The organism is Micromonospora sp. DH13, from assembly GCF_020873825.1.
GTDB lineage: Bacteria > Actinomycetota > Actinomycetes > Mycobacteriales > Micromonosporaceae > Micromonospora > Micromonospora haikouensis.
This window is the reverse complement of sequence record NZ_JAHWGR010000025.1, coordinates 1-25,581: the sequence shown is the minus strand read 5'-3', so window position 1 is coordinate 25,581 and position 25,581 is coordinate 1. Positions and strand designations below refer to the sequence as shown.

At 74.8% G+C, this 25,581-nt stretch carries 25 protein-coding genes and 1 pseudogene; 8 read left to right on the top strand and 18 right to left on the bottom strand.

The features are described from left to right. The first annotated feature begins 350 nt into the window (after positions 1–350). Complete coding sequence (locus LPA42_RS22305) at positions 351–593, top strand: hypothetical protein (protein WP_141722317.1); 243 nt, start codon at positions 351–353, stop codon at positions 591–593. 69 nt (positions 594–662) lie between these two features. Beyond that, positions 663–914, top strand: coding sequence for a hypothetical protein (locus LPA42_RS22300; RefSeq protein WP_077939935.1), 252 nt, complete (start codon positions 663–665; stop codon positions 912–914). A 216-nt stretch (positions 915–1,130) separates the two neighbouring features. Here LPA42_RS22300 and LPA42_RS22295 read toward each other — a convergent pair whose 3' ends face one another. From LPA42_RS22295 to LPA42_RS22260, 8 genes are all read right to left on the bottom strand, one after another. Further along, the gene (locus tag LPA42_RS22295; protein ID WP_077939934.1) at positions 1,131–2,006 is read right to left on the bottom strand and encodes a DUF72 domain-containing protein; all 876 of its coding nucleotides are present in this window, start codon (positions 2,004–2,006) and stop codon (positions 1,131–1,133) included. 50 nt (positions 2,007–2,056) lie between these two features. Further along, positions 2,057–2,455: a TraR/DksA C4-type zinc finger protein gene (locus tag LPA42_RS22290; RefSeq protein ID WP_043968735.1), complete on the bottom strand. Its 399-nt coding sequence runs from the start codon at positions 2,453–2,455 to the stop codon at positions 2,057–2,059. A 190-nt stretch (positions 2,456–2,645) separates the two neighbouring features. After that, positions 2,646–3,284, bottom strand: coding sequence for a uridine kinase (locus tag LPA42_RS22285; RefSeq protein WP_077939933.1), 639 nt, complete (start codon positions 3,282–3,284; stop codon positions 2,646–2,648). A gap of 80 nt (positions 3,285–3,364) precedes the next feature. Beyond that, positions 3,365–3,970 (bottom strand): winged helix-turn-helix domain-containing protein, encoded by a 606-nt coding sequence (locus tag LPA42_RS22280; protein WP_077939932.1) that lies wholly within the window; start codon positions 3,968–3,970, stop codon positions 3,365–3,367. A gap of 331 nt (positions 3,971–4,301) precedes the next feature. After that, positions 4,302–5,009, bottom strand: coding sequence for a winged helix-turn-helix domain-containing protein (locus LPA42_RS22275; protein WP_091284154.1), 708 nt, complete (start codon positions 5,007–5,009; stop codon positions 4,302–4,304). Positions 5,010–5,061: 52 nt separating this feature from the next. Continuing rightward, positions 5,062–5,559 carry a rhodanese-like domain-containing protein gene (locus LPA42_RS22270; RefSeq protein WP_091284157.1) on the bottom strand — a complete coding sequence of 166 codons (498 nt, stop codon included), beginning with the start codon at positions 5,557–5,559 and terminating at the stop codon, positions 5,062–5,064. Positions 5,560–5,597: 38 nt separating this feature from the next. Continuing rightward, positions 5,598–6,059, bottom strand: a complete 462-nt coding sequence (locus tag LPA42_RS22265; RefSeq protein WP_077939925.1) for a cysteine dioxygenase family protein — start codon at positions 6,057–6,059, stop codon at positions 5,598–5,600. A gap of 114 nt (positions 6,060–6,173) precedes the next feature. Beyond that, complete coding sequence (locus LPA42_RS22260; protein ID WP_077939924.1) at positions 6,174–6,557, bottom strand: signal peptidase I; 384 nt, start codon at positions 6,555–6,557, stop codon at positions 6,174–6,176. A 117-nt stretch (positions 6,558–6,674) separates the two neighbouring features. Here LPA42_RS22260 and LPA42_RS22255 point away from each other — a divergent pair, with 117 nt between their 5' ends. Then, the gene (locus LPA42_RS22255; RefSeq protein WP_091284161.1) at positions 6,675–7,601 is read left to right on the top strand and encodes a DUF3500 domain-containing protein; all 927 of its coding nucleotides are present in this window, start codon (positions 6,675–6,677) and stop codon (positions 7,599–7,601) included. Positions 7,602–7,689: 88 nt separating this feature from the next. Here LPA42_RS22255 and LPA42_RS22250 read toward each other — a convergent pair whose 3' ends face one another. The 6 genes from LPA42_RS22250 to LPA42_RS22225 all read right to left on the bottom strand — a co-directional run bounded on the left by LPA42_RS22250 (position 7,690) and on the right by LPA42_RS22225 (position 14,453). Then, positions 7,690–8,451, bottom strand: coding sequence for a class I SAM-dependent methyltransferase (locus LPA42_RS22250; protein WP_077939922.1), 762 nt, complete (start codon positions 8,449–8,451; stop codon positions 7,690–7,692). 44 nt (positions 8,452–8,495) lie between these two features. Next, the gene (locus LPA42_RS22245; RefSeq protein WP_077939921.1) at positions 8,496–8,996 is read right to left on the bottom strand and encodes a DUF2231 domain-containing protein; all 501 of its coding nucleotides are present in this window, start codon (positions 8,994–8,996) and stop codon (positions 8,496–8,498) included. A 128-nt stretch (positions 8,997–9,124) separates the two neighbouring features. Next, positions 9,125–9,865, bottom strand: a complete 741-nt coding sequence (locus LPA42_RS22240) for a GAF and ANTAR domain-containing protein (RefSeq protein ID WP_077939931.1) — start codon at positions 9,863–9,865, stop codon at positions 9,125–9,127. Positions 9,866–10,008: 143 nt separating this feature from the next. Continuing rightward, complete coding sequence (gene secA2 / locus LPA42_RS22235; RefSeq protein WP_077939920.1) at positions 10,009–12,303, bottom strand: accessory Sec system translocase SecA2; 2,295 nt, start codon at positions 12,301–12,303, stop codon at positions 10,009–10,011. Positions 12,304–12,346: 43 nt separating this feature from the next. After that, positions 12,347–13,435, bottom strand: a complete 1,089-nt coding sequence (locus LPA42_RS22230; protein WP_077939919.1) for a zinc-binding dehydrogenase — start codon at positions 13,433–13,435, stop codon at positions 12,347–12,349. Next, on the bottom strand, positions 13,428–14,453 hold the full coding sequence (locus LPA42_RS22225) for a Gfo/Idh/MocA family protein (RefSeq protein WP_077939930.1): 1,026 nt from the start codon (positions 14,451–14,453) through the stop codon (positions 13,428–13,430). Before LPA42_RS22225 ends, LPA42_RS22230 begins: the two co-directional genes overlap by 8 nt. Positions 14,454–14,682: 229 nt before the next feature. Between LPA42_RS22225 and LPA42_RS22220 the strand changes: the two genes are divergently transcribed. The 5 genes from LPA42_RS22220 to ctaD all read left to right on the top strand — a co-directional run bounded on the left by LPA42_RS22220 (position 14,683) and on the right by ctaD (position 20,556). Beyond that, complete coding sequence (locus LPA42_RS22220) at positions 14,683–15,663, top strand: glucosyl-3-phosphoglycerate synthase (protein WP_228986841.1); 981 nt, start codon at positions 14,683–14,685, stop codon at positions 15,661–15,663. 121 nt (positions 15,664–15,784) lie between these two features. Continuing rightward, entirely contained in the window at positions 15,785–16,939 is a 1,155-nt protein-coding gene (locus LPA42_RS22215; RefSeq protein ID WP_077939917.1) for a glycosyltransferase, read from the top strand. A 189-nt stretch (positions 16,940–17,128) separates the two neighbouring features. Next, positions 17,129–17,581: a DUF4383 domain-containing protein gene (locus LPA42_RS22210; RefSeq protein ID WP_043969536.1), complete on the top strand. Its 453-nt coding sequence runs from the start codon at positions 17,129–17,131 to the stop codon at positions 17,579–17,581. Between the two features lie 77 nt (positions 17,582–17,658). Continuing rightward, a complete protein-coding gene (locus tag LPA42_RS22205) occupies positions 17,659–18,390 on the top strand; it encodes an ATP-binding protein (protein ID WP_077939916.1) in 732 nt (243 codons plus the stop codon). A 162-nt stretch (positions 18,391–18,552) separates the two neighbouring features. After that, entirely contained in the window at positions 18,553–20,556 is a 2,004-nt protein-coding gene (gene ctaD / locus LPA42_RS22200) for a cytochrome c oxidase subunit I (protein WP_077939915.1), read from the top strand. 75 nt (positions 20,557–20,631) lie between these two features. Here the strand turns inward: ctaD and LPA42_RS22195 are convergent, their stop codons facing one another. The 4 genes and pseudogenes from LPA42_RS22195 to LPA42_RS22180 form a co-directional block, all read right to left on the bottom strand. After that, complete coding sequence (locus LPA42_RS22195) at positions 20,632–21,486, bottom strand: SigB/SigF/SigG family RNA polymerase sigma factor (protein ID WP_074473317.1); 855 nt, start codon at positions 21,484–21,486, stop codon at positions 20,632–20,634. A gap of 277 nt (positions 21,487–21,763) precedes the next feature. After that, a complete protein-coding gene (locus LPA42_RS22190; protein WP_077939929.1) occupies positions 21,764–23,116 on the bottom strand; it encodes a hypothetical protein in 1,353 nt (450 codons plus the stop codon). Between the two features lie 288 nt (positions 23,117–23,404). Further along, positions 23,405–25,165, bottom strand: a complete 1,761-nt coding sequence (locus LPA42_RS22185) for a thiamine pyrophosphate-binding protein (RefSeq protein ID WP_077939914.1) — start codon at positions 25,163–25,165, stop codon at positions 23,405–23,407. Further along, positions 25,158–25,581 (bottom strand): annotated as a pseudogene (locus LPA42_RS22180) (peptide chain release factor 1); the annotation flags it as partial. The pseudogene LPA42_RS22180 and the gene LPA42_RS22185, both read right to left, overlap by 8 nt.

Here is a 25,581-nt window from a genome sequence, read left to right as displayed (position 1 = left end):
GGTCGGGTACCGGTAGACGTGCCCGCAGGGCCGGCCCGACTCGGGGACGCGCGGCGTCGGACAAGCGGACCACCCGCGGCCTCGATCGTCGCGACGATCGGGGCCGCGTGCCCAGTGCATGCGTACGCGGCGGCGTCGAGGCCGCCTGCCCCGTACACCTCGATCCGGACGGTGGCCGACCCCCGCACCCGGGCAACGGCGGCAACACACTCACGGTGAGAACCTCCCCTGTCGACCCCAATCCTTCTATGCCAACAGAATAACCTCTTGCTGGCCAATACTAGAACACTTAGCTGGCCAGTTTCTCGACCGACAAATGGCCAAGATCGCTGGTGTGACAGTGTGACGGCGTGGCGAAGGATCTGGCTTCGGTGACGGCGGCCTACCGGGCTGCCCAGAACGCCGTGGACGCCGCCAAGGCTCAGGTGCGCACGAGCCAGGACGCGCTGCGTCAAGCGCGGCGGGACCTCGGCGAAGCGATCGTGGCGGAAGCACGGGCCGGCACCCGCATGCGGGACCTCGTCGCCGCCACGGGCCTGTCCCGCGAGTGGATCCGCACCCTCCTGCGCCAGGCAGGCGTGGAGCCCGACTGAGGGCCAGCCGGGCATAAGACCTGGCGCTGCCCGCGCGGACAGCCGAACTCACTGTGGAACGATTGCGTCGTGACAGACCTCGCTGCGTCGGTCCGGGCCTACGAAGAATCGCGGGCGGCGATGACCGGCGCTCAGGCCGAGGCGGACCGAATCATCGCCGAGGCCAAAGGCAACATCGCCACGGCGCGGTCCCGCCTCGCGGGAGCCATCGTCGAGGCAGCCCGCAACGGCATGCGCCAAGTCGACATCGTCCGGGCCACCGGCTACACCCGCGAGCGGGTCAGGCAGATCCTCCGGGCCGGCGGCGTCGAGGCGGGCTGACCCCGGCTCAGGACTCCCTACCCGGTTGCCCTCGAACGCGCGCCGGCACCACGGCGACAAGCCGGGGCCGGGCGAATCTTGGAAGATTCCGGCCCCTGGAGGGGCCACCCGCTTCCAAGATCTACCCGTCTGCGACGCGTGTGGGGGCGGAGGCCACTCATTCCCTGATTGAGCACGATCTTGTTCCCCGGGCCCGCCTGAGCACACCAGCCGGCGTCAGGGGCCGGCGTCCAGGAGGGACTGGAGGCGCTGGCCGTTGCGCTGTGCGTAGTCCCGGTAGCAGTTGTTCATGAGCACGTGGGTCTCGCCCGCGTCGTCGGCGAGCGAGCGCAGCTTCGGGGCCCAGTCGCGCAACTCCCGGTCGGAGTAGTCGTAGCCGAACTTCTCGTGGATGTCCTTGCTGGTCCACTTGGCACTGTGGCCGTGGAAGCGGACCACGGCCAGGTCGGCGGTGGCCGCCAGCACCGGCGGCACCGAGGACCGGTGGCCCTGCGGCATGTCCACGCAGACGTACGCCAGCTCGTGCTCGCGCAGGAAGCCGAGCGTCTCGTCGCGGTTGTCCCCGGCGAACCAGGAGGCGTGCCGGAACTCGAACACCGGCCGCAGGGGCGCGCACCGGCGGGCCACCTCCAACAGGTACTGCTTGTTGTCCCGCTTGATGGTGAACCACGGCGGGAACTGGAACAGCAGCGCGCCGAGCCGGCCCGCCTCGACGAGCGGGTCGAGGGCGGACAGGAACCGGGTCCACACCTCCTCGTACGCCTGCGCGGGCAGGTCGCCGGGGTAGACGTTGCGCTTGTCGGTGTCCGGCCGCAGGTCCTTGTAGAGCGCGGAGACCCGCGTCGGGTGGCCGGTCAGCAGGCTGAAGGCCTTGACGTTGAAGGTGAACCCGGCCGGGGTGCGCTCGGCCCACAGTCGCGCCGTGCGTTCGGCCGGCGGCGAGTAGTAGGTGGCGTCGACCTCGACCAGCGGGAACTGCTTCGCGTAGTACGACAGGCGCTTCTCCGGGTTGTCCGCCGTCTGCGGATACCACCCGGAGTCGAGCAGGGTCCGGTCGGTCCAGGACGCGGTGCCCACCTTGATCTCACCCATGGGTGGAGTGCACCGCGTCCGCTACCGACCGGCAACCGGAGGGGGCCGCCTCAGGCGGCCCGCCGCTCCCGGCTCTGCTTGCAGGTGACGCAGGCGGTGGCGGAGGGGAAGATCTCCAGCCGCTCCACCGGGATCGGGGCCGAGCAGCCCTCACAGAAGCCGTACGTGCCCTCGTCGAGCCGGCCCAGGGCCCGCTCGAACTGGGCCCGGCGGTCGAGGATGGTGCGCAGCAGCGACTGCGCGGTGTCCCGCTCGGCGGTCTTGGTGCCGCTGTCGGCCTGGTCGTCGCCGGCGGTGTCGCCGACCTCCACCAGGCGCAGCACCTGGCTCTGCAGCACCGCCTGCTCGTACTCGGCGGAGAGCTCCTCGTAGCGAGCCCGCAGGGACGCCCGGATCTGGTCGGTGTCCGCCTGCGATCGGCCGGTGGCTACCGTGTCGTGGACGAGCATCGCTGCCTGCCTTTCCTGGCTGGTGCGCCGGGGTGGTGCCCGGCCCGGTCGCTGCGTGAGGCGGGTGGAGATCACTCGCGCTCTGTGAGCCGGGCGATTACCCCGGGTGCGGCCGCGCCAAACCACCGAATTTCTGGAATCTGCGGCCCGCCTCCCGGGGCGGCGCCCCAGGGGGCGTGCGGCCCCGGGGTCACCGGGCGGCGTCCGGCTCCACGAGGGCGGGGTGGCGGGGGTCGTCGACGCGCACCACCACGTCGGCGAAGCCGGCCGGGGCGACCTCCTCTGCATAGCGGGCGAAGGCCGGCAGCGTCCAGCGCAGCGCGGGGTCGGTGCGCCGGGCCAGGGCTGCCGGGGAGAGCTCCAGGTGCACGGCGAGGTCGACGGGGAGCCCGCCGCCGAGCAGGAGCGCCCCGCTGACGAGGACGACGCCGTGGGGCGGCAGCGTGACGTAGCCGGCCCGGCTGGCCCGGTCGGTGCGGGGGTCCCAGAGGGACGGCAGGATCCGGCCCGAGCCGCCGGGCCCCGCCGGGTCGAGGACCTCGCGGCGCAGGCCGGGCTCGTCGACCCACCCCTCGTAGTAGGCGTCGGGATTGGTCCGGCCGAACTCCAGCCGCACGGAGGCCGGACGGAGGAAGTCCGCGGCCCGCACGTGCAGCACGGGGCGGCCGAGGGCGCGCAACGGGTCGACCAGCGCGGCGGCCAGTTCGTCGGGGCCCGCCGCCGGGGCGCCGTCCACCACGACGCGGAGCCGGCCGGGCGGGTCGGCGGCGACGAGCCGCTCGGTCAGCTCGGTGACGAGGCGGTCGGGGGAGATGGGACGCACGCGCATCCGACCATCGTGCCCGGTCGCCGCGCGCGACGCGGGCCGGGCGGCGGGGCCGGCCCTGACGGGCCCGGCCGGTGGGGTCGTCAGCCGCTGCGGTCGATGGTCACCCGGGCGTCGTCGGCGAGCCGGTAGCCGACGCCGTAGACGGTGGTGACCAGCGGCACGTCCACGCCGACCTTGCCGCGCAGCCGGCGCACGTGCACGTCGACGGTGCGGACCCCGGCGTGTTCGTAGCCCCAGACGGCGTTGAGCAGCTGCAGCCGGGTGAACACCCGCCGGGGGTGGGCGACCAGGTGCAGCAGGAGGTCGAACTCCAGCCGGGTCAGGGGCAGCGGCTCGTTGTCGCGCAGCACCGACCGGGACGACGCAAGGATGTGCAGCGCCGGGATGGTCGGGGCCAGGGGACGCGGCGGCGTGCGCCCGGCGGGCACCTGGTCGGGCCGCCGTTCGGGAACGGGGCCGGCGGTGACGACCCCCTCGCCCCGCTCCAGCATCTCGCGGGCCGCGTCGAGCAGGCGGCGGGCCGCCGGGGTCAGGGTCTCCTCGGCCACGAGCGGGATGCTGAGGGTCACGGTGAGCACGGGCGTGGTGCCGTTGACGGGACGGCGCTGACCGCCGGGGGGCCGACCGGGAACCGCGGGTTGGGACGTATGCCATCCGGCGCGCGGCGATGCGGGGCTGACCGACATGGTCCTCCTTGGCTGGTCCGGGTATCTCCCCACGGCCCGGGACGCCGCTGCATCGATGCTTCCCGGCGCCCACCTGGCGGTCAAGGGGCGGCTACGTTGCATGAATGTGACAATTGACGAACACATCGGAGCCGGATGCTCGCTCTGCGTACGAGGCCTGATGATTACAGCAGAGTCACCATGATCGTGGGATACGGGGGGGTACCCGCGCGGCCCGCCGTTCGCGCTCGGGCCGCAGGGTGACCGGCCAGGCGGCGCGGACGTCCGACACGCGGACGCGGCGCACCCCGGAGCCGGGGTGCGCCGCGTCGCCGGCTGCGCGGCGGACGTCTCAGCGGTGCGGGTCGACGCTGACCCGCGCCTCGTCGGCGAGCCGGTAGCCGACCCCGTAGACGGTGGTGACCAACGGGGTGGCGGCGCCGAGCTTCGCGCGCAGCCGTCGGACGTGGACGTCGACGGTGCGGGCGATGGCGTGCTCGTAGCCCCAGACGTTGCTGAGCAGCTGCAACCGGGTGAAGACCCGGCGGGGGTGCTCGGCCAGGAAGTGCAGCAGGTCGAACTCGATGCGGGTCAGCGGGATGACCCGGGGGCCCTGCCGCACCACCCGCGAGGCGGCCAGGATGCGTACCTCCTCGGGGTCCTCGGGGGGCGGCGGGGCGGCGGCGGAGACCCGGGGCACGAGCGGTCGCGGCCCCGCCGGGTCGGCCTGCGCCGACCGGAACTCGACCGGGCGGGGCCGGCGCTCCGCCGGGGCCCACGGCTCCGGTGCGCGGCGACCCTGTTCCGTGGAGCCCGCCAGCAGCGTGCCCTCGCCGGACTCGGCCAGCTCCCCCAGCAGCTCGACCAGCCGGGCGAGGCGGGGCGTCAGCTGGCCGGGGGCGAGTTCGACGGTGACGGTCAGTGTCGGCACGGACCGGGCGTGTCCCGGCGACGGGACCCGGTCGACCCGGCCTGCCGGCGCGCGGTCGGGGCGGCACTGGGGGGCCCGCTCGGCCCGGCCCGGCGGGTGGGGGCGCGAGGAGATGGCGACGACGGACATGGTGCCTCCTCAGATGGCGGTGCCGACCGCCGCGTCCGGTGGGGCGCGGCGGTCAGTGGTGCGCCCGGCCGGCGGTCACCGGCGGCGCGACGGACGGGGAACGGGGCGGGGGCGTGGGGCCGAGCGTGGGCAGGCCGGCGATGCGCCAGGCGGCGAAGCCGCCGACGACGTCGGTGGCGCGGTGCAGGCCGATGTCCTGGAGCGCGGCGGCGGCGAGCGAGGAGGTGTAGCCCTCCTGGCACAGCACCACCACGGGCACGTCGTAGCCGACGGCCTGGGGCAGCCGGGCCGCGCACCGGGGGTCGAAGCGCCACTCGAGCACGTTGCGCTCGATCGCCAGGGCGCCGGGCACCGTGCCGTGCGCGGCGCGTTGCGCGGCCGGCCGGATGTCGACCAGCAGGGCGCCCTCGCGGTACGCCAGGTGCGCCTGCTCGGGGTCGAGCCGCCGCAGCCGGGAGCGCGCCTCGGCGAGGATCTCGTCGATGCCCCGGGAGCCGGGGGGTGGCACGGGACGTGGACAGCTCTCGGCGCGGGCGGGGTGGTGCGGCATCATCGGGTCCTTCCAGGGAGTCGAGGTGGTCAACGATGTCACCACGCGACGCCGGCCTCGGCGACCTCGGCCACCCGCAGCAGGCCGTCGACGAGGCGGTAGCGGGTCATCCGGGTCAACGCGGGACGGTAGACGTGCACGCTGACCGCCGGCTGGTCGTCGCGGTTGGTGACCACGTGCACGTGGCGGGCGCCGAAGCGGCGGCCGGCCCCGGCGGCGAGGCGGTGCGGGCGCAGCCGGCCGCCGCTGACGGTCTCCTCGGTGAGGACGCCGTCCACGACCAGGAAGGCCCCGGAGGAGCCGCCGTGGTCGTGCAGGTCGGTGCCCTGGCCGGGAAGCCAGCTCAGCGCCCAGACCTCGTGGTCGGCGGCGACCGCGAGGCGCGCGTACCACCGGTGTTCGGGATGGAAGCGCAGCGGCACCGACCAGCCGGCCGGGTCGGCGGCGTACCGGGCGGCGACGGCGAGCAGGTCGGGCTCGGGACGGCGGCTGACTACCATGCGGGACCTCACGGGATCGGTACGGAGCGTGCAACCACCAGCATAGGAGGTAAAGCCTATAGGTTTAGTAGGTAATACCACATGCTGGGACATCCCATGGGTCCGGCGCGCGCCTCAGCGGCGCACCGGCGGCTCCACCCGGTAGCCCGGCACCGACGGCCAGCGCACGGTCAGCAGCACCGACTCGCGCTCGGCGTACCAGGAGTGGTCCACGCCCCGCCCCCACACCACGTAGTCACCCGGCTCGGCGAGCAGCACCGTGCGGTCCGGCAGCTCGACCCGGAACCGGCCGCCGCTGACCAGCACCAGCAGCGCCGTGCGCCGTTCGTCGGTGGCCCACCGCGAGCGGGCCTCCCCCGCCGCGTGCACGCCCCACTTCACCTCCACGTCGCCGCTGCGCCGCGGATCGCCCTCCGGCATGAAGTGGCCCAGCAGCCAGCCGCCCTCCCGGGGGCCGTCCACGTCCGCCTTGCCCACGTACACCCTGTCGTCGCCCATCGCCCCTCCCGCGCCGGCCCGGCAAGCTACCAGGCGACGCGCCGGCCCCGCTCGCGGCGCGCTGGCCGCGTCCCGCCCGGGTATACAGGGTCGGTGGACGATTCCCTACCCGAACAGATGCGCGCGGCCGGCACCGCGTTGCTCGGCGCGCTGGACGAGTCGGCGCGGGCCCGCGCCACGCACCGGTTCGACGACGACGGGGCCCGGCGGTGGCTGGAGTACCGTCCCCGGCCGCGCCCCGGGGTGTGCCTGGCCGACCTGGACCGCGCCGGCCGCAAGGCCGCGCACCGGCTGCTGGCCACGGCCCTGAGCCCGGCGGCGTACGCGCAGGCGATGGCCGTCGTCGCGCTGGAGGAGGTGCTCGACCGGGCCGAAGGCTGGCGGCGCGGGCGGCACAGCGGCGACTACTGGGTCGCGGTCTTCGGCGACCCGGCCCGCGACGACCGGTGGGCCTGGCGGTTCGAGGGACACCACCTGTCGGTGAGCATGACCGTGGTCGACGACCAGGTCTCCCCCGCGCCCGTCTTCCTCGGCGCGAACCCGGCCGCCGTCCGGCACGCCGGGCACCCGGTGTCCCGGCCGCTCGGGGTCGAGGAGGACCTGGGGCGGGCCCTGCTCGACGCCATCGGTCCGGCGGGACGGGCGGCGGCGATCGTCGCCGACGACGCCCCCGCCGACATCGTCAGTGCCACCCGTCCCCGCGTCGCCGGGCAGATCGCGCCACTGGGGGTGCCCGCCGACCGGCTCGGCCCCACCGGCCGGGCCCTGCTGGACCAGCTCGTCGCCGTGTACCTGGACCGGTTGCCGCCGCAGCTGGCCGCGCGGGAGGCCCGCCGGCTCGCCGGCGGGCCGCTGCACTTCGCCTGGGCCGGCCCCACCGGGCCCGGGCAGCGCCACTACTACCGGGTGCAGGGCGACGACCTGCTCATCGAGTACGACAACACCGCCGACGACGGCAACCACGCCCACACCGTGCTGCGCCGCCCTGCCAGCGACTTCGGCGCGGACGTGCTCGCCGCGCATCACGCCGAGGCGCACGGCTGACCACAGCCACGCCGACCGCGGGCAGGGCACCGCAGCGGTCCCCGCGGCCGGCGCAGGCGACGCCGGCCGCGGGTCGGCCCAGGCAGGCTCAGGCGGGCCGGACCGCCTCGATCAGGAAGCGCCGGGCGTGGGCCACGAACGGGCCGTCGGCCTCGATCCGGTCGTGCAGGCGGGCGAGCTGGGGTCGGTAGCGCTCGACGGTGAACCCGGGGACCGTCCAGACCACCTTGCGCAGGAAGTAGACCACCGCCGCGACGTCGTGGAACACGGTGCGCAGCCGCGCCTCGCGCAGGTCGAGCACCGTCAGCCCGGCCGCCTCGGCGGCGGCGACGGCCTGGCCGGGGAGCTGCCGCTGCGGCGGGGGCAGCGGACCCAGCATCGCCTCGCTCAGCTCCCGCATAGTGCCGCCGCGGATCTGCTGGGACAGGAACGTCCCGCCGGGCCGCAGCACGCGGGCGATCTCGTCCCAGGGGGTATGCACGGGGTGTCGGCTCACCACGAGGTCCAGGGCGGCGTCGGCCACCGGCAGGCCGCCGCCCTCGGCGACCTGGAGCACCCTCGCGCCGACCGCGCGCAGGTTGCGCCGGGCCACCTCCACGTTGGGCGGCCAGGCCTCGGTGGCCAGCAGCACCCGGGGCGGGCGGGGCACCTCGGCGAGGACCTCCCCGCCGCCGGTCTCGATGTCCAGCGCCGCGTCGGCCCGGGCCATCCGGTCGGCCACGAGCCGGGCGTAGCCCCACGGCGGTCGTTCCTCGCTGGCCCGCCCCAGCAGCCAGGAGAAGTCCCAGCCCTGCACGGGCACGGACGCGCCCTCGGCGATCAGCTCCTCGAATCCCCGCTTTCCGCTCATGGGCGAAAGCATCGCCGCACCCACCACGCCGGGACAACCGGGTTTCAGGCGCGGGGCCGGACGATCTCCACAGTGGAGCCCGCCACCGGGCCCAGCGCGTCGAGGGTGCCCGTCTCGGCGCGCCCCGCCTCGAACTGACGCATCAGGCGGGCGCCGAGCCACACGCCGGCCCCGCCCAGCCCGAGCGCGACCAGTTCGGCGGCGAGCATGACGCCGGTCGCGCCCCGCTGCGGCGAGTGCGCCCGGATGAGGCAGGTCAGCAGGAACAGCGCGGCCATCGCCGCGTTGACCAGGTTGAAGGTGATCTTGGTGCGGCGGGTCGACTCGCCCGCGGCGTCCCACAGGTCGACCATCCCCGCGACGGTGGACAGCGCGGCCGCCACCAGGGCGGCGACCGAGGTCCAGTAGCCGACCTCGCCGAGGAACGCGGGACCGCCCGCGACGTCGGCCAGGTCGAAGACGGTGGCGCTGACGAAGAGCCCGAACGGGAACGTCACCAGCATCGGTTGGATGGGATGCCCGTGCACCCGCAGTCGGCTCTCCATCGCGCCCTCCCCTGGTCGCTTCAGCTCACCAGTCCAGGGTGCTACCCGCCGGTCGCCGTGGGGAAACGGCCGGCCGTCGGATCGCCGACAGGCTGGTGGCCGGCGGGCCCGACCGCCCCGGCCCGGCGCTAGCCCTCCCGGGGCCGGGCGACCGTGGCCACCAGGCGTTCGGCGACCTCGCGCAGCGGGATGTCCAGCGACGTCGCCGCGCTGCGCAGCACCTCCAGGGCCTCCGGAGCGGGGCAGCCGCGCTGGGTCATGATGACGCCGATCGCCTGCCCGACCACCCCCTCGCCGAGCAGCGCGGCGTCCCGCTCGGTGGCCTCGGCGGCCCGCCGCTCCCGGCCCCGGACGGCGGCCAGCAGCAGCCCGGCGTGCTCGGCGAGGAGCATCGCCGTGAGCTGGTGACGGGTGGTCAGCGCGTCCGGCGTCGAGGCGTACAGGTTGATCGCCCCGATGACCTGCTCGTCGACGTCGACCGGCGCGGAGATGACGCCACGCACCCCCGCCTGCCGGGCCCGGGCCGTCCAGGCCGGCCAGCGCGACTCCCGCCCGAGGTCCTCGGCGAGGATCATCTCGCGGCGGTGGATGGCGCTCATCGCCGGCGTGTCGGGGCCGTCGCTGAGGTCGTCCAGGCCGGCGAGGGCCGGGTCGGAAGCGGCCACCCCGGCCGGCTCGCCGGCCCGCAGCGCGGTGAAACCGCACCAGGCGACCCCGGCGACGGCCGCCTGGGTGAGCCCGACCAACTGGACGAGCGCCGCGTCGAAATCCGTCACCTCGATCAGGCCGGCAGTGAGCTCCCGCAGCAGCGCCGCCGTCTCCAGCACGCTCAGGGTCTCGGTGCCGGCGGCCTGCGCCTCCAGGTTCACCGGGCCACTGCCCCCGCCGGGAACGCCGACCACCGGCGCCCCGTACCGCCCCTGCGCTGTCTCATCGTCTGTGCTCTCCCGATTCTTTCGACGCGCGCTAGTACCCCCGGCAAGCCGGGTCGAAACGGCCGAAAAGTCGCACCTCAGCGCGGCGCGGCGCTGAGCCGACGCCCCACCGAGGCGATGAGCCGGTCCAGCTCCGAGCCGAACGGGTTGTCGTGGACGAGGTACGTCCACGTCGCCGACGGCCGCACCAGCGTCGAGGCGTCCGGCTCCCAGTCCTCGTCGAACTCGGTCTCGGTGAACGTGGCGATGGTGCGGGCCTCGATCTCCGGCACCAGCGCGTTGAACGCCGGCACTGCCGCCCGGTGGAACTCGTCGAGGGGGTCGAGCCGGCCCAGGGCGCGCAGGTGCACGCCCTCGCGCACCTCGGACAGCTCGGCGAGGTGCTCGGCCCACAGCCGGTCGAGATGGAAGAGGGCGATCGACCGGGCCGCCCGGGCGAGCAGGTCCTCGTCCATCTCCTCGGCCTTCTCCGGCACCCGCTCCAGCAGCATCAGCGCGGCGATGTCGCTGGTCAGCAGCCGCTCCCGCCGCTCGGCGAGGGCCTTGCGCTGCTGCTCGATCACCACGCTGTAGCGCCAGGTGTTGCGGTGGATCTCGTGGTTGACGCCCTCGGCGACCCGCTGGGCGTGCTCCACGGCGTAGTCGACCTGCGGGTCGGTGACCAGGCCGTCGGCGTTCATCCGAGGCGACGCCGGGATGGCGTCGCTGGCGTGCCGGACCACGAGGTCGTCCTCCAGGCTGACGAAGAACACCGACCCGCCCGGGTCGCCCTGCCGGCCCGCGCGGCCGCGCAGCTGGTCGTCGACGCGGCGGCTGTCGTGCCGGCCGCTGCCGATGACGTAGAGGCCGCCCAGCTCGGCGACCCGGTCCCGGTCGGCGGAGTCGCTGCCGCCGAGCCGGATGTCGACGCCCCGCCCGGCCATCTGGGTGGAGACGGTGACCGCGCCGTACGCGCCGGCCTCGGCGATGATCGCCGCCTCGTCGTCGTCGTTCTTGGCGTTGAGCACCACGCAGGGCACCCCGGCGGCCTCCAGCCCGACGGCGAGCTGCTCGGACTCCTTGACGTCGAGGGTGCCGACCAGCACCGGCCGGCCCTTGTCGTGGCAGCGCCTGATCTCGTCGACCAGCGCCTCGTCCTTCTCGGCCCGGGTGGCGTAGATGCGGTCCGGCTCGTCCTCGCGCACGCAGGGGGTGTTCGGCGGGATCACCGCCACCTCCAGGCCGAAGAACTCGCGCAGCTGGTCGCCGACCAGCACCGCCGTGGCGGTCATGCCGCACACCTTCGGGTAGAGCGCGATGTACGCCTGCACGGCGATGGTGCCCAGCACCTCACCCTCGGCGGTGGCGTCGAGCCCCTCCTTCGCCTCCACGGCGGCCTGGAGGCCGTCGGGCCAGCGGCGGCGCTGGGCCACCCGGCCGCGCATCTCGTCGATCAGCTCCACCGAGCCGTCCCGCACGATGTAGTCGACGTCGCGGTGCAGCAGGGCGTGCGCGTGCAGGGCCACGTTGACGGCCGAGAGCTGCCCCACGTGCTCGGTGTCGTACAGGTCGATGCCGCCCAGCTTGGCCTCCACGGCGGCGAGGCCGGCGGAGGTGAACGCGACGCTGCGGCCGTCCTCGGCGACGGTGTAGTGCTTGCCCTTGCGCAGACCGCGCACCAGGGCCGCGGCGGCGTGCACCGGGTCCTGCTCGCCGCCGACCGCGCCCGCGAGGACCATCGGCACCCGGGCCTCGTCGATCAGGATGGAGTCGGCCTCGTCGACGATCGCCGTGCGCAGCGCCGGCTGGACCCGGTCGTCGAGGTCGGTGACGAGCTGGTCGCGCAGGTAGTCGAAACCGGCCTCGCTGACCGAGACGTACGTGACGTCGCACGCGTACGCGTCGCGGCGCTCCTGCGGGGTGGACGCCTCGCTGACCGAGCCGACGGTCAGCCCGAGCAGGGTGTAGACCGGCTCCATCCAGCGGGCGTCACGGCGGGCCAGGTAGTCGTTGACGGTGAGCACGTGCACCGGGCCGTTGCCGAGCCGGACGTGCCCGTACGCGGCGATCGTGGCGGTCAGGGTCTTGCCCTCACCGGTGGCCATCTCGGCGACCTTGCCGGAGAGCAGGGCCATCGCGCCGAGCAGCTGCACGTCGTACGGCCGCTGGTCCAGCCCGCGCCGGGCGGCCTCGCGGCCGATCGCGCAGATCTCCTCGTAGCCCGTGGCGGAGCCGGCGGCCTCGGTGAGCTCGGCGTCGGTCAGCGCCGACAGCTCCTCCTCGCGGCCCTCGATGGCCGGCAGCAGCTTCTCCAGCGGGCCCAGGTCGACCGTGGTCCCCGGGCGCTGGAGGAACCGACGGAACCTGCTCTTCAACCGTTGCGACACACCCATGAGCCGCAACGGTACGCGACCCGGGCCGGATCGTGCGGCCCGGTCAGCCGGTCAACACCACCTGCAACTCCTGTCGGCGGCGTTCGGCCAGGTCGGTGAGCAGCTCCGGAGCCTCATCGAAGGGCACCACCGCCGACACGAGATGCGTGCGGATCCGATCACCGTACGCCCGCAGCAGGTCGACGGTCTCGGCCGACAGCCGCTCCCGGTCCCAGGTCGGGGCGAGCCCGCGCGGCACCCGGCCGATCTGGGCGCAGCGCAGCGACAGCCCGTTGTGGTGGAACTCCTCGCCGAAGCGGACGGCGTCCGCGCCCGCCTGGTAGAAGGCCAGGTCGATCACGGCGCCCTGGGGGCGCAGCAGGCGCAGCGCGAGCTGCAACGCCCACGCCTGCCCCCGGCACTGGAAGACGACGTCGGCGCCCCGGTCGCCCGCGGCGTGGTTCCACCGGGTCTTCAGCACCACCGCCGGGTCGTCGGCGGCCGGGTCGAGGGTCTGCAGGCCGAGCGCCTCGGCGACCGCCCGCCGCTGCGGGGTCGGGTCGAGCACCACCACCGACGCCGCGCCGTGGTGCTGGGCGAACAGGGCCGTGAGCAGGGCCACCACGCCGCCGCCGACCACCGCGACCCGGCGGCCGGCCACCCCGTCGCCGAGGGAGCGCACGTCGGTGCCGTGCAGGTCGGCGGCGGCGTGCAGCAGCCCGTTGGCGCAGATCGGGCCCATGTGCGCGACGTAGACGCCGAGCAGGGGGTCGAGGTCGTCGGGCAGCGGGACGAACCGCTCGGCGAGCGGGTCGGCGACGTGGCCGGTGCGGTGGCCGTACGTCATCGCGCCGACCGTGCCGACGGCGACCGCCGGCGTGCGGCTCTCGACCACCCGCCCCACCTGCATGTAGCCCAGCCGGGTCACCGGGTACGGGGTGCTCGCCTCCCCCGGCTGGAACAGCCCCAGCCCCGAGTTCCAGGTGACGTTGAGGTACGGGTTGGTGCCCTTGACGAAGCTCAGCTCGGTGCCGGCGGAGACCCCGCTGTAGAGGGTCCGCACCCGGAACGTGCCGTCGCGCAGCTCGTCGGCGTCCTGCTCGACCAGTTCGACCCGCCCCGGGCCGCTGACCACCACCACCCGGTCACGCATCGACGCCCACCCGCGTCGCGGTCGGCACGGCGGCGTGGGGGGACGCGGCGGGACCGGTCGGCAGGGACACCGGTCGCCCCGTGCGGGCCGACTCGGCGATCGCGAGGGCCAGCCGCTGGGTGCGCAGCGCCTCGGCGTACGGGACCCGCACGTCGTCGCCCACGCGCCGGACCGCGTCGACGAAGGCCCGGTCGACGGCGGTGCGGGCGGCGTCGGGATCGGCGGACAGGTGGCGCTCGCCGTCGGCGTCGCGGACGGTCAGGCCGTCCTCGGTCAGGCTCAGGGCGAGGCCGTCGGCCAGGATCTCCAGCCCGGCCCGGTGTTTCCAGCCCAGGACGCAGGCGGCGGAGACGGTGCCGACCGCGCCGGCGGCGAAGCGCAGGGCGGCGGTGGTCACCGAGTCGACGTCGGCGCCGTCGACCGGCGGCGGGGTGCCGTCGCCGTACGCGGTCACCTCCGTCACCTCCCCGACGAGCACCCTCATCAGGTCCAGCACGTGCGCGGCCTGCTCGACCACGGGGCCGCCGGAGCGGTCCCGCCGCGCCCACCAGGCGACCGGGGGCACCTTGTCCAGCCAGGCGCCGCCGACCATCCGCACCGGCCGGTCGGCGAGCAGCTCGCGGGCGTGCCGGACCACGTGCAGGTACCGCCAGTGGTGACCGACGCCGGTGAGCAGCCCGCGCCGGGCGACCAGGTCGGCGATCCGCTCGGCGGTGTCCAGGTCCACCGCGACGGGCTTCTCCACGAACATCGGCACCCCGGCGGCGATCACCGCCTCCTCCACCGGCCCGTGCGCGAACGGCGGCACGCACACGTACACCGCGTCGGGGCCGGCGGCGAGCAGCTCGTCGACGTCGGCGAAGGTCCGTGCCCCGTGCGCGTCGGCCAGGGCGGTCGCGGCGTCGCGCGCCACGTCGGTCACGCCGAGGATCTCGACGTCGTCGAAGCCGTCCAGCACCCGGGCGTGGCGCTGCGCCACCCCGCCGGCCCCGACCAGTCCCACCCGGCACCCGCGCATCGGCACACCCTTTCGCCACGCTGTCGCATTCGCGCGATGCACACTCCCCGGTGGGGCGCGCAATCAAACGTTCACCTGCCGAAAACCGGTGGGGGCGCGGCCCGTGATCAAGCTGTTAGCGACAATCCGGTTAGCGCGCGGACGGAACTGGGAATTCCGTCCTCCGCGTTTTCCACCACGATCTGGGGGTGCGTCAGTGCGGGATGCAGAGGCGAGTGTGACACCGGTGGTGGAGGCATGGGCGACGTATCGGACCAGTTCGGCGGCCGAGTGGACGTCGCGGCGGCTGCTGCGCGCCAAGGGCGACAGCCGGGTCAGCGTGGTCCTGCCGGCGCGTAACGAGGAGGCGACGGTCGGCGCGATCGTGTCGACCATCCGCGAGCACCTGATGGACCGGGTGGCCCTGGTCGACGAGCTGATCGTGGTGGACTCCCGGTCGACGGACCGGACCGCGCAGGTGGCCCGGGCCGCCGGCGCGGAGGTCGTCGGCCAGGACGAGATGACGCGGGGGCTGCCCCGGCTGACCGGCAAGGGCGACGCGCTGTGGGCCGGGCTGGCGGCGGCCGAGGGCGACGTGGTCGCGTTCGTCGACGCCGACCTGCACGAGTTCCGCCCGCACTTCGTCACCGGCCTGATCGGTCCGCTGCTGACCGACCCGTCGGTCGACTTCGTCAAGGGGTTCTACCACCGGCCGCTGGTGGGGGCGGCCAGCGTGGAGGCCGACGGGGGCGGCCGGGTCACCGAGCTGATGGCCCGCCCCCTGCTCAACCTGTTCTGGCCGGAGCTGGCCGGCTTCGTCCAGCCCCTCGCCGGCGAGTACGCCGGCCGCCGCGACGTGCTGGAGCGGGTGCCGTTCGTCTCCGGGTACGGGGTGGAGACGGCGATGCTGATCGACCTGCTCGACCTGGTCGGCCTGGACGCGCTCGCCCAGGTGGACCTGGGTGAGCGCCGGCACCGCCACCAGGACACGGCGGCGCTGGGCCGGATGTCGGCGCAGATCATGCTGACCGCCTGGTCCCGGTTGCAGCGCCGGGGCTGGGCCAACCCCGGCACCGTGCCGGCCGCCCTGCTGACCCAGTTCCGGCGGGGCGGCTCCGACGCGCTGCCGAACCTCGACCGGGAGATCGTCGTCAGTGACGTCTCGGTCGAGGAGCGCCCGCCCCTGGCGGAGCTGCGGCACCGGGTGCCGCGGCGCCGGGTGCCCGCGTGACGAAGCCACCGGTAGCCGGCGCGCCGAAGCCGGATGCCGGTGCGCCGACACGAACGGGGTGGCGGCGCGCCGGAGCGTCCGCCAGCGCGACCCGACGGCCCGCCGAGGGAAGGAATCCCGCATGAGCCTCACCGTCCTGATGAACGCCGGCCCGTGGCTGTCCGTGCCGCCGCCCGGCTACGGCGGGATCGAGAACGTCGTGGCCACCCTCGTGCCGGAGCTGCGCAGGCTGGGCGTGCGGGTGGTCCTCGCCTCCGTGGACAGCAGCACCCTGCCCGTCGACGAGAAGATCGCCGTCTTCGACGACGGCCAGTTCCACGCCCTGCAGCGGCCGTACAACCAGGTCTGCGGCATCTCCCAGGCGCACCTGGGCGGCGTGGTGCGCGCGCTGCACGCCCGCGACGACATCGATCTGGTGCACGACCACGTGGAGGCCGTCGGCCTGGCCACCCTCGCGGCGATGGGCCCGCAGGCCCCGCCGGTGCTGCACACCCTGCACTGGGACCTGGCCAAGCACCCCGACCTGTACGGCAACCTCGACGGCGGCGACCGGGTCCGGGTCAACGGGGTGTCCGCCGCGCAGCTGGCCCGCGCCCCCCGGGCGCTGCAGGAGCACTCCGTCGGCCACGTGCACCTGTCCACCCCGCTCGCCGTCGACGCCGACCGGCGGCCCCGGCCGGACAAGGGCGACTACCTGATCATCCTGGGCCGGATCAACCCGGGCAAGGGTCAGGACGTCGGCGCCCGGCTGGCGCGGCGGGTCGGCGTGCCGCTGGTGCTCGCGGGGCCGGTCGGGCCCTACCACCGGCCGCAGGACCTGGCCGCGGCGGGCGACGAGGCCCGGCAGAACCCGGACGTGCGGTTCTTCTACGACGAGGTGGCCCCGCACGTCGACGGCGACCTGGTCCGCTGGGTCGGCACGGTCGCCGGGCAGGAGCGCGACGACCTGCTGGCCGGGGCCCGCGCCTCGCTGTTCCCGCTGCGCTGGGAGGAGCCCGGCGGCACGGCCGTGGTCGAGTCCCTGGCGCTGGGCACCCCGGTCGTGGCGACGGCCCGGGGCTGCCTGCCGGAGCTGATCGAGCACGGCCGCACCGGGCTGCTCACCGCCGACGAGGACGAGCTGGCCGACCTGCTGCTGGCCGCGAGCGTGCTCGACGGCGACGAGTGCCGCCGGGAGGCCGCCACGCGGTTCACCCCGGCGGTGATGGCGCGCGCGTACGTCGGGCTGTACGAGCAGGTCCGGCAGACCGCGGCCCGCCCCCTGCAACCCGCCTGACGGCGGGGTAAGGAAGGGCACCCTATTAACGCTTTCTGCATAGCAGGGGCCCCCTGCAAACACTGCCGACACTGCCGGCGCGGACCGCCCGCGTTTGCGCGGGGCGGTGGCGGGAACGCGCCGCCCGACCGGGGGGCTCCCGCCCGGCGGTCGGACAGTCGCGGTGAGGAGGTCGTGGTGGCCGGTCCGATGGCCCACGCGCGGGCCCGACGCAACCCGGCCGACGGCCGGGCGCCGGTGCGGCGTGCCGCAGCCACCGTCGGCGTGGTCTTCCTCCTGGTCGGGCTGCTCGGCTTCGTCCCGGGGATCACCACCGACTTCGGCGACCTGCGCTTCGCCGGTCACGGCTCCGGGGCGAAGCTGCTCGGGGTGTTCCAGGTCTCGGTCCTGCACAACGCCGTGCACCTGGCCTTCGGGCTGGCCGGCCTGGCGCTGTCGCGCACGTGGGACGGGGCGCGGACGTTCCTGATCGGCGGCGGGGCGATCTACCTCGTGCTGTGGCTCTACGGCCTGGTGGTCGACCACGGCAGCGGCGCCAACTTCATCCCCGTCAACAACGCCGACAACTGGCTGCACCTGGTCCTCGGCGCCGGCATGATCGCGCTGGGCGTGCTCACGACGCGTGACCGCCGGCCCCGCTGAGCGCGCCGCCGTTCCGTTTCACCCGGCACCACGCCGGGTACGTCCGGGTCACCCCGAGACGGAAACGAGGACCACGCATGCCGAGCCGGATCACCTGCGAGGTCCGCGACGAGTCGCCCGTGACCGTCGTACGCATCGCCGGCGCGCTCGACCTGGCGACGATGCGGACGGTGCACCGGGTGCTCGACCGCTGCCTCACCGCCCAGCCGGACGCGCTGGTGGTCGACCTCCACGACCTCACCGTCCGGGACGGGCTCGCGCTGTCGGTCTTCGCCGCCACCGCCCGCCAGGCGGCCGGCTGGCCGGCGGTGCCCGTCGTGCTCTGCGCGCCACCGGCGCGAACGGCCAGCTGGCTGACCCAGTCGAGGGTGTGCCGGGGGCTGCCGGTGCAGCGGGACTGCGCCGAGGCGACCCGGACGGCGGGGGCCGCCGCCGCGCCCCGGCTGCGGGTCCGCCTGGAACCGGTGGCGGGCGCGTGCCGGCGGGCCCGGGAGCTGGTCGCCGACGCCTGCGGCCGGTGGCACCTGCCGGAGCTGGTCGGCCCGGCCTCGGTGGTGCTCAGCGAGCTGGTCGGCAACGTGGTCCGGCACGCCGGCACCCCGATGCAGGTCACGCTGACCCTGCGCCGGCCGTACCTGCAGGTGGCCGTCGCGGACGGCAGCCGCGCCGCGGCGCGCGCGGCGACGCGGACGGACCTGCGGGCCGAGGGCGGCCGGGGCCTGCTGCTGGTGCGGGAGCTGGCCCAGCGCTGGGGCAGCGCGCCGGTGGTCGACGGCAAGGTGGTCTGGGCGATGCTGCCCGCCACCTGACCCGCCGGTCGCCCGGCTGCCGGTGGACGCGGTCGTGTTCACGGTTGACGGAGACCCGCCCACCCGCGAATTGACCGAAATTACCGCTCTCGCCTGGTTACATAGGGAGAGGGGCGGGTAGGCACGCCCGTCCCTTTCTGTCGCCACGACGGGGTGAGAAGCATGCCCAAGCGGGTAACCACGGAGCCTGCCCGAGACCGAGGGCCCGCGATCCTCGCGCCGGCCCGCTTCGGCGGCTTTCCCGGCCCGGTCCGCCCGGCCCTGCCGGGGGCCAAGCTGATCAAGCTGATCGGGACCACCGACGCCAAGCAGATCGGCCTGCTCTACCTGGTCACCTCGTTCGTCTTCTTCCTCATCGGCGGGGTGCTGGCCCTGCTGCTGCGGGCCGAGCTGGCCCAGCCGCGCATGCAGTTCCTCTCCCCGGAGCAGTACAACCAGGCGTTCACCATGCACGGCACGATCATGCTGCTGCTGTTCGCGACGCCGCTGGTGTTCGCGTTCGGCAACTACATCGTCCCGTTGCAGATCGGCGCGCCGGACGTGGCGTTCCCCCGGCTCAACGCCTTCGCGTACTGGCTCTACCTGTTCGGCGGGACCCTGGTCGTCGGCGGCTACGCCACCCCGGGCGGGGCCGCCGACTTCGGCTGGACGGCGTACACGCCGCTGAGCCGGATGGAACACTCCCCCGGCATCGGCGGGAACCTGTGGATCGTCGGCCTGGCCATCTCCGGCCTCGGCACCATCCTCGGCGCGGTCAACCTGATCACCACCACGCTGACCCTGCGCGCCCCCGGCATGACCATGTTCCGGATGCCGATCTTCACCTGGAACATGCTGCTGACCAGCGTCCTGGTGATCCTGGTCTTCCCGCTGCTGGCCGCCGCCCTGTTCGCCCTGGCCGCCGACCGGCTGCTCGACGCGCACGTGTTCGACCCGGCCACCGGCGGCCCGATGCTGTGGCAGCACCTGTTCTGGTTCTTCGGCCACCCCGAGGTCTACATCGTGGCGTTGCCGTTCTTCGGCATCATCACCGAGATCATCCCGGTCTTCTCCCGCAAGCCGATCTTCGGCTACACCGGGCTGGTGCTGGCCACCGTCGCCATCACCGTGCTGTCGATGAGCGTCTGGGCGCACCACATGTTCGCCACCGGGCAGGTGCTGCTGCCGTTCTTCAGCATCCTGAGCTACCTGATCGCCGTGCCCACCGGGGTGAAGTTCTTCAACTGGATCGGCACCATGTGGAAGGGGCAGCTCACCTTCGAGACGCCGATGCTGTTCGCCGTCGGCTTCCTGGTCACCTTCCTGCTCGGCGGGCTCACCGGGGTCCTGCTGGCCAGCCCACCGGTCGACTTCCACGTCACCGACTCGTACTTCGTGGTGGCGCACTTCCACTACGTGCTGTTCGGCACCATCGTCTTCGCCGCGTTCGGCGGGGTCTACTTCTGGTTCCCGAAGATGACCGGGCGGCTGCTCGACGAGCGGCTGGGCAAGCTGCACTTCTGGACGATGTTCGTCGGCTTCCACGCGACGTTCCTGGTGCAGCACTGGCTCGGCAACGAGGGCATGCCCCGCCGGTACGCCGACTACCTGCCCGGCGACGGCTTCACCACGCTCAACATGATCTCCACGGTCGGGTCGTTCGTGCTCGGCGCGTCCACGTTGTTCTTCATCTACAACGTGTGGAAGTCCTGGCGGTACGGGGCGATGGTGTCGGTCGACGACCCGTGGGGCTTCGGCAACTCGCTGGAGTGGGCGACGACCTGCCCGCCCCCGCTGCGCAACTTCGACCGGATGCCCCGGATCCGCTCCGAGCGCCCCGCCTTCGACGCCAAGTACGGCCGCCTCGTCTCCGACCTGGGCCGGGACCTGCCGCAGCGCACCACGAAGCCGCCGCAGAGCTTCGCCGAGGAGCTGCACCACGAGCGGCACGCGCCCGAGTCGCCGGCCGCCGAGGGCGCGCACGGCGCCCGGGAGGCCGTCGCGTACCAGCCCGCGCCGCAGTCGGGCGCGCGGCCGGTGGACGTGCCGGAGCCGGAGGAGGTGCGCCGGCCCAGCTTCGACGAGTCCGACGCCCCGGAGCCGGGCGGGCTCGACGCGGAGCGGGCCCCGCAGGAGAACGAGCGGTGGCGGCACCCGCACAGCCGCGGCGACTCGACGGAGCCGTGAGCCCGCCGGGCTCCGGGGTGTGAGAAGGGCGCCCCTTTCTACCTCAGGCGTTAACAGGGGGCCCTTCCTTGCGCCTCAGCCGCGCTTCGTCACCGGTTCCGTCTCGGCCGGGCCGTTCTGCCACGGCGGCGGGGCGTCGGCCAGCATCGCCTGCCGCAGCCAGGTCAGCGCCCGCGACAGCAGCCGGGACACGTGCATCTGCGAGATGCCGAACCGGGCGGCGATCTCGGCCTGGGTCTGGTTGCCGTAGAAGCGCATGGCGAGGATCCGCCGCTCCCGCCAGGGCAGCCGGTGCAGCAGCCCGCTGACGGTCACCCGGTCGTCGACCGACTCCAGCGCGTTGTCGCTCTCGCCGACCAGGTCACCGAACTCGGCGGAGCTCTCCCCGCCGACGGGCGCGTTGAGCGAGGCCGGGCTGTAGCCGGCCGCCGACTCCAGGGCCGCGAGGATCTCCTCCTGCGGCGTCTCCAGCCGCTCGGCCAGCTCGGCGACGGTGGGGGCCCGGGACAGCTCGCTGGTCAGCGCGGCGGTGGCCTGCCCCACCTCCAGGATCAGGTCGCGCAGCCGGCGGGGCACGTGCACCCCCCAGGTGCGGTCCCGGAAGTGGCGCTTGATCTCCCCGACGATGGTGATCGCCGCGTACGCGGTGAACGAGCCCCGCTCCGGGTCGTACCGGTCGACCGCGTTGACCAGACCGAGGCGGGCCACCTGCTCCAGGTCCTCCAGCGGCTCGCCCCGCCCCCGGTAGCGGCGGGCGAGCCGGCCGGCGAACGGCAACGCGAAGCGCACCAGGTCGTCGCGGGCCTCCTGCCGCCGCTCGGGGGGCAGGCCCTCGATCCGCGCCGCGTACGCCAGCGCCGCCGCGTCGAGATCCTCCAGCCCCCGGTCGGTGGGGGGTGGTGCCGTGGTCGTGCTGGGCTGTCCGAACATCCGCGCCTCCCTCAGGAAGGTCCCCCGCCCGGGTCGGGAAACCGGACGTGCGCGTGGTCGAGCCACGCACCGGGCCGGAAGTGGGTCACATGACGGGATCCGTCGAGGAGCGGCGACAGCAGGCTGCGCAGCCTTGCCCGGCCGTCGCAGCCAGCGGTGTTCCCGCTCCGTAGGTACTCAATCACGCCGGCCCGGGTTCGCGAGGATGTTTCGGCCGGTCGGTGCGACCGACTGGGCGCGCCGCCCGGGACGTCCCGCGGCGCGGCGGACGAACCGGTCAGCCGACCACCAGGCCGTGCCGGGCGCCGCCGGCCCGGAACGCCTCGACGGCGGTCGCGGCGGACAGCGGCGGCGGGGCCGGCAGGTCGTACGGCTGGGCGCGGAGCACCTCGGTGGCCCGGCGGGTCGGCACCGTCGCGACCGGGTAGCCCCGGGCGGCGATGCGGTCCAGGGCCCGGCGGCGGCGGCCGAACGCGGCCACGGCCAGCCACTGCGGCAGGCCCGCGAGGGCCGGCGAGCGCATCCCCGGCGACTCCGGGAGCACGTCCACGGAGCTGAACGGCTCGCTGCCGGCCAGCCACCACTCGGCGGCGTCGACGGTGCGCCGGGTGGCGTTCTCGCACCAGTACGGCACCAGCCCCGCCCGCACCACCTGCCACGGGTCGAGCAGCCGCCCGCACTCCACGACGAGGCGGTCGCCCGTCTTGCCGGCCCGCCGCAGCCATCCCCGGTACAGGTCGGCGACGGCGGCGCTGAGCGCCTCCGGCCGGGGGAAGAGCACCCGGTGCACGCCGTTGCCCCGCCGCCCGGCCCAGTCCCGGACGGCGAGTTCGAAACCGGGCTCCACGCCGTGTTCGGCGTAGCCCTGCGGGCAGGGGACCTCCGGGGGCTGCCAGCGGGCCCCGTCGCCGCCGACGCAGCGGAGCACCTGGCGCAGGACGTGCGAGTCCGGGTGGAAGTCCACCGGGTCCAGGCCGCTGGCCGGGGAGCCGGCCTGGAAGCTGTGCCCCCGTCCGGCGTCGTACACCGGCCAGGTGCGGGCGTCGCGCAGCAGCAGCACCGGGGCGTCGGGCGCGAGGCGGTCGGCGAGGAACCGGGCGTACGCCGTCGGCAGCGACTGCCAGCGCACCGTGAGGGAGACGGTCGCCCCGGACAACGGGCCCCGGCTGGCCGGGCAGTGCACCTGGCGTACGTGCACGTCCGGGTTGTCGGCCAGCAGCCGGCCGGCGAGCGCCGCGCCGTGGTCGAGGGCGGCGTCGGGCCGGTCCACCGCGCCGCCGCTCCAGTGCACCGTCGTCTCGAAGGCGGCGGGCAGCCAGGGCACCCCGAGGGCGACCGCCAGGTGCACGGCCGCGCCGTGCGGCGAGCCGAGCACCACGCCCGGGTAGCACCGGCGCGGGTACTGGTCGACGATCCACCGGGCGACCCGGTCGGCGTCGACCTCGGCCGCCTGGTCGGGGGTGAGGGCCACCCGCCCGGCCGCCCGCGCGGCCGCGCCCCGGCGCACCGGCTCGGGGGCGCCCGGGAAGCGGGACGGCACGCCCGGGTTCCGCAGGTCGGCGCAGTCCTCCCCGCGCAGGGCGCGCACCGCGGCGGCGACCATGATCCGGGCCGTGCTGCCCGCCGTCATCACCCGGTCGCCGGCAAGTCCGGCCCCGTCCGCCGTGAGGTCCGGGCGCACCGTGTGCGCCGGTCCGGACCCGCCTCGTTCGCTCACCACGCGGCCCGGCTTCCCGTCCCGATGGGGTCTAAACGGGGCGTCCGCCCTCGCGCGTGCCCGCTGGGCGGGTCGTCCGGAGCCGGGACCGCGAGCCGACCCTGGGACGTACGCGCGGGCGGCGTGGCGGCCCCGGAATCCCGAGACCGCCACGCCGCCCGGCGTGTCGTAGGTGGGTCACTCGCCCTGGCCCGGGGCGGGCTACACGAGGTCCTCCGCCTCGACGGCGACCCGGTTGTCGAGCATCCGCCCGTGGATCCGCCGGGCCGCGTCGCCGCCGGCGAACAGGCCGCGCAGGTCGGCCAGGGCCGGTTCCGGGGGGCGCAGCGCGACGGTCGGGTCGACCACGGCCTCCAGCACGCTCGGCCGGTCCGCCGCGAGGACCTCGTCCCACGCCGCGCCGACCAGCTCCGGCCGATCCACCCGGACCCCGTGCAGGCCGAGCAGGCGGGCCCAACCGGCGTACGGGACGTCGGGGCGCCGGTCGGCCACCCCGGCCGGCGGGCGGCCGTCGCCCACCCCGGAGTTGTCGCGGTTGTTGAGCACCAGCACGACCAGCCGGGGATCCGACCACTCCCGCCAGTGGTGGGCCACCGTGATCAGCTCGGCCAGCCCGTTGAGCTGCATCGCGCCGTCGCCGGCGAGGGCGAGCACCGGCCGGTCGGGGCGGGCGAGCTTCGCCGCCACCGCGTACGGCAGGGCGCAGCCGGTCGACCCGAGGGTGCCGCAGAGGTGGGCGGTGACGCCGGGCGGCAGCTCCAGATGCCGGGCGTACCAGTAGACGACCGAGCCGACGTCGACGGCGACGGCCGCCTCCCGGGGCAGCCGGGCGGACAGCTCGTGCAGCACGAGCTGCGGGTTGACCGGCCCGGCGGGCTCGGCGGCGCGGGCCGCCGCCGCCTGCCGCCACCGGTCCACCGACGCCTCCACCGTCTCCCGCCACGCCCGCCGGGGCCGGTCCGCAACGCGGGTCAGCAGGGCCCGCAGTGTCTCGGTGGCGTCGCCGACCAGCGGCACGTCCACCGGGTAACGGTTGCCGATCCGCCGGCCGTCGATGTCGATCTGGACGGTGCGGACCTGGCCGGGCAGCGGATAGTAGTCGGTCCACGGATCGTTGGTGCCGACCAGCAGCAGGGTGTCGCAGCCGCCCATGAGCTGGGCCGCTGCGGTGGTGCCCACCTCGCCGAGCACCCCGGCGTGGAAGGGCAGCCGCTCGTCGAGCACCGGCTTGCCGAGCAGGCTGGCGGCCACCCCCGCGCCGAGCCGGTCGGCCAGCGCCACGATCTCGTCGCCCGCGCCGTGACCGCCCTGCCCGACCAGGATCGCCACCCGGTCGCCGATGCCGAGCACCGACGCGGCGGCGGCCAGGTCGGCGTCGTGCGGCAGCACCCGCGCCAAGGGCTCCCCCGGCGTCGCCGACATCACCCCGGCGAACTGCGGGACCAGGTCGGGCACCGGGGCCACCTGCAACTCGCGGGGCAGCACCACGCAGGTGGGGCTGCGGGTGGCGGCGGCGGTGCGGAACGCCTGGTCCAGCACGGCAGGCACCTGAGCTGGGGCGCGCGCGTAGCGGACGAACTGGTTGCAGACGTCGCCGAAGAGGCGGCTCAGGCCGATCTCCTCGTGGGCGCCGCCGAGCGGGCCGCCGATGTCCTCGCCGACGATCGCCACCACCGGCTTGCTGTCCAGCTTGGCGTCGTACAGGCCGTTGAGCAGGTGCACGGCGCTCGGGCCCTGGGTGGCCAGGCAGACCCCGATCTCGCCGGTGAACTTGGCGTGCCCGCTGGCCATGAACGAGGCCGTCTCCTCGTGCCGGGCGGGGACGAACTCCGGGTCCCCGCCCGCACGGTCCAGGGCGGCGACGAGCGGGGCGACGGCGGCACCTGGGCACCCGAAGGCGCGCGGCACCCGCCACGCCCGTAGCCGCTCCACCACCAGGTCGGCGACCGTACGCTCAGCCATGTGACCGGCCGGGGGTGCCGGCGTCGACGTAGCGCAGCACCGCGCCCACCCCGTCGGTCAGCTCGGGCGCCTCGTCCGGCGCGAGCACGGTCAGCTCGGCGTCGGTGCCGACGAGCGCCCGCACCAGGGCCGCGTCGGCGCGTACCCGCCGGGGGTCGGCCACCGACACGGCGGTGAGCTGGCCCGGGTCGATGGCGATGTCGGTCGGCTCGGGGCCGACCCACAGCTGCGCCGTCGACGACGGGTCGTCCACGATCAGCATCGTGTCGACCTGGTTGCGACGCAGCGCCGACACGACCGCGTCGAGGCCCGCCCCGACGTCCTCCTGCACGCCGAAGCGGTCCAGCGTCGCGGTGACCCGCTGGTCGGCCACCTCGGCGATGGTCTGCACGGTGACGTCGTCCATCAGCGCCGGG